This window comes from Sphingobacterium sp. T2 (assembly GCF_000814685.1).
Taxonomy (GTDB): Bacteria; Bacteroidota; Bacteroidia; order Sphingobacteriales; family Sphingobacteriaceae; genus Sphingobacterium; species Sphingobacterium thermophilum.
This window is the reverse complement of the sequence record NZ_JXAC01000191.1, coordinates 1-2,450: the sequence shown is the minus strand read 5'-3', so window position 1 is coordinate 2,450 and position 2,450 is coordinate 1. Positions and strand designations below refer to the sequence as shown.

3 protein-coding genes are annotated in these 2,450 nt (G+C 36.4%); 2 read left to right on the top strand and 1 reads right to left on the bottom strand.

Features of this window, described 5'->3' with window-relative positions; genetic code table 11:
• A partial coding sequence (locus SD31_RS19270) for a hypothetical protein (RefSeq protein WP_231561525.1) occupies window positions 1–253 on the bottom strand: 253 nt, incomplete at its 3' end.
• Between the two features lie 102 nt (window positions 254–355).
• Here SD31_RS19270 and SD31_RS11580 point away from each other — a divergent pair.
• Together SD31_RS11580 and SD31_RS11575 are read left to right on the top strand one after the other, a co-directional pair.
• Window positions 356–1,117 (top strand): hypothetical protein, encoded by a 762-nt coding sequence (locus SD31_RS11580; RefSeq protein ID WP_039054237.1) that lies wholly within the window; start codon window positions 356–358, stop codon window positions 1,115–1,117.
• On the top strand, window positions 1,117–2,079 hold the full coding sequence (locus tag SD31_RS11575) for a DUF4268 domain-containing protein (protein ID WP_039054236.1): 963 nt from the start codon (window positions 1,117–1,119) through the stop codon (window positions 2,077–2,079). The genes SD31_RS11580 and SD31_RS11575 overlap by 1 nt, the downstream gene beginning before the upstream one ends.
• The last annotated feature ends 371 nt before the right edge of the window (window positions 2,080–2,450 follow it).

Sequence of the window (2,450 nt, the reverse complement as noted above, 5' to 3'; positions counted from 1 at the left end):
ATAACAATTTTTGTTTCATAACATTATATTTTCTTAACAAAGGTAAAGTAAACATTTCATTAAGACAAATAAACTTTACATAAAGTATATAGACAAACGACAAAAAATAACAGCAGGCAACAAACATATTGGCGTCAGGCGGGGTAAACATCTTCGATTGAAAGTTTTTTGTAAATTTGGAGGTTGGTGCTTCGATTGGAATTTTGGGGTAAAATCCCGCCCGAACGCCAATATGCCAGCCGTTATGTGGCATTTTAAAACGACACTGCAATGAAAGACGAACTAACCGACAACGAACATTCGGAAATACTAAAAAATAACGAAGCCGATTTATTGACGAACAAACTAAAAAATAATGTTTTCAACCGACAATCAAATTGCAGATTTTAGAGGTAGCGTTTACAAAGACGGTTTCGGTTTTGACGTTTCCGTTTTTCTGAACAGCGACAACACTTTGCGAGTTCAATCAAATGATTTGCTTGCTGAAACTTACGACAACTTTCAAAACTTTATTGACGATTTAGCCAATAAAAATCCGCTTTGGCACACGTACTATTTCGTTCGAATTGACAAAAAATATCAGCAAATAGTAAAAACCAAATTGCAAGAAACAATAAACAAAGTGTTTGACAATTTAAGCCGAAGCATTTCAAGCACAAAAGATAATTGGCAGTTTGACAACGAGCCGATGAACGATTTTGTGAAAGATAAAATTCAGCAAATAATCAGTCACGAATATCATTTTGAGTTTTTGCAAACTAAAAAACCGAAACAAACCGAAACACCAAGAGAACCGCAAGAACTTGACCAAATGTGGAACGGCTATTGTCCCGAAAGTTGGCTTAAAGGCAAGCGAGTAAAAATGCGTTTGAACAAAAACGACTTTTACGAGAGCGAAGAAACAGGATTGCAAATTGCTGTTTTGTCGGGTGTTCAAGCCGTGATTTTGAATTTCAGAGGAACAGGTGATTTTCGTTTAACCGGTTCGTATGCCGATGAAATTGAAAATGGCGAACTTTTAAGTCCACAAAATACAGACAGACCACCATTCAACAATCCAACAGAAGTTTTTGAAAACAGCCAACAAATTGAAAACTATATAAACAACATCAACTAATGGAAATAGAGTTCGGAGAAATTGTAAGCGTTCCAATGAACCAAATTTGGCAACACGAAGAAAGAGATTTTACGCCTTGGCTTGCTCAAAACATTGAAAAATTGGGCGAAGCATTAGGCGGTTTGCAATTAGAAGTTGAACAAACAGAAGTTTACGCAGGAAATTTTCAATTAGACATTTTAGCGAAAGAAGTTTCTAACAACAAAATTGTGGTTATTGAAAATCAAATTTACAAAACTGACCACAAACATTTAGGGCAACTCATAACTTATGCTTCCTATTTTAAAGCAGAAATTATTATTTGGGTTTCGCAGGAAGTTACCGAAGAACATCGTTCTGCAATAGATTGGCTGAACAACAACACAAACGACAAGTTAGAATTTTATGCAGTTGAAGCCAACATCATCAAAATTGACAACTCAAAACCTGCACTGAACTTCAAACTCAAAGCATTTCCGAACGAATGGACGAAATCGGGCGGAAACACATCAACGACAGCGACAACAGAAACAGGCGAACTTTACCGAGCATTTTTTCAAAAACTTTTGGACGAGTTGAGAGAAAAACATCGCTTCACAAACGCAAGAACAGGACAACCACAAAGTTGGTATAGTTTCACTTCAGGCGTAAAAGGTTGCATTTATGGTTGTTCGTTTGCAAGAGGTTCAAAAGTTCGTGCAGAAGTTTACATAGACACACCAAGCCAAGAAATAAACAAAGAAATTTTCCGAGCATTTGAACAACAGAAAACACAATTAGAACAAGAATTTGGCGAAGAATTGCAGTTTGAAGAATTGCCGACAAAACGGGCTTCACGAATTGCAGTTTACAGAGATGGCGACATTTGGACAGACACACAAACTTTGGACGAGATTAAAAATTGGTGCATTGAAAAGTTGCTGAAATTCAAACAAGTTTTTGGCGACAAACTAAAACGAGAAACAGAAAATAAAGAGTATTAATAAAACGCCACATAACATCGTATTGGCAATAGGCGGGCTGAACGGCTTCGTATCAACGGAGGTGCAAAATTCAACGTCCGTTCCTCGTATCAACGCCCGTGCTAAAATCCCCGCCCATCGCCAATACGCGGCACGTTATCTGCCATGAACAAAAAGCGGTTATCAATATTAAAGGAATTAAAAAAATATAATATGAAAGAACATAAACTACCAATTCCAAAAGAAATATTATTAGCGCTCGCCATTATTGGATTTCTAGTTGTAATTATTTGCACTTTTCTTAAAATTACTAACAAAGATTTCTCGGAAAATTATTCACAATTAGGGATTGGGATTGCTCTCCTTATTCAAATAGTTCCTATTGGTTTGTT

Coding starts and splice junctions, on each gene's coding strand:
- SD31_RS11580 (WP_039054237.1), top strand. CDS start 356: ATGTTTTCAACCGACAATCAAATTGCAGATTTTAGAGGTAGCGTTTAC.
- SD31_RS11575 (WP_039054236.1), top strand. CDS start 1,117: ATGGAAATAGAGTTCGGAGAAATTGTAAGCGTTCCAATGAACCAAATT.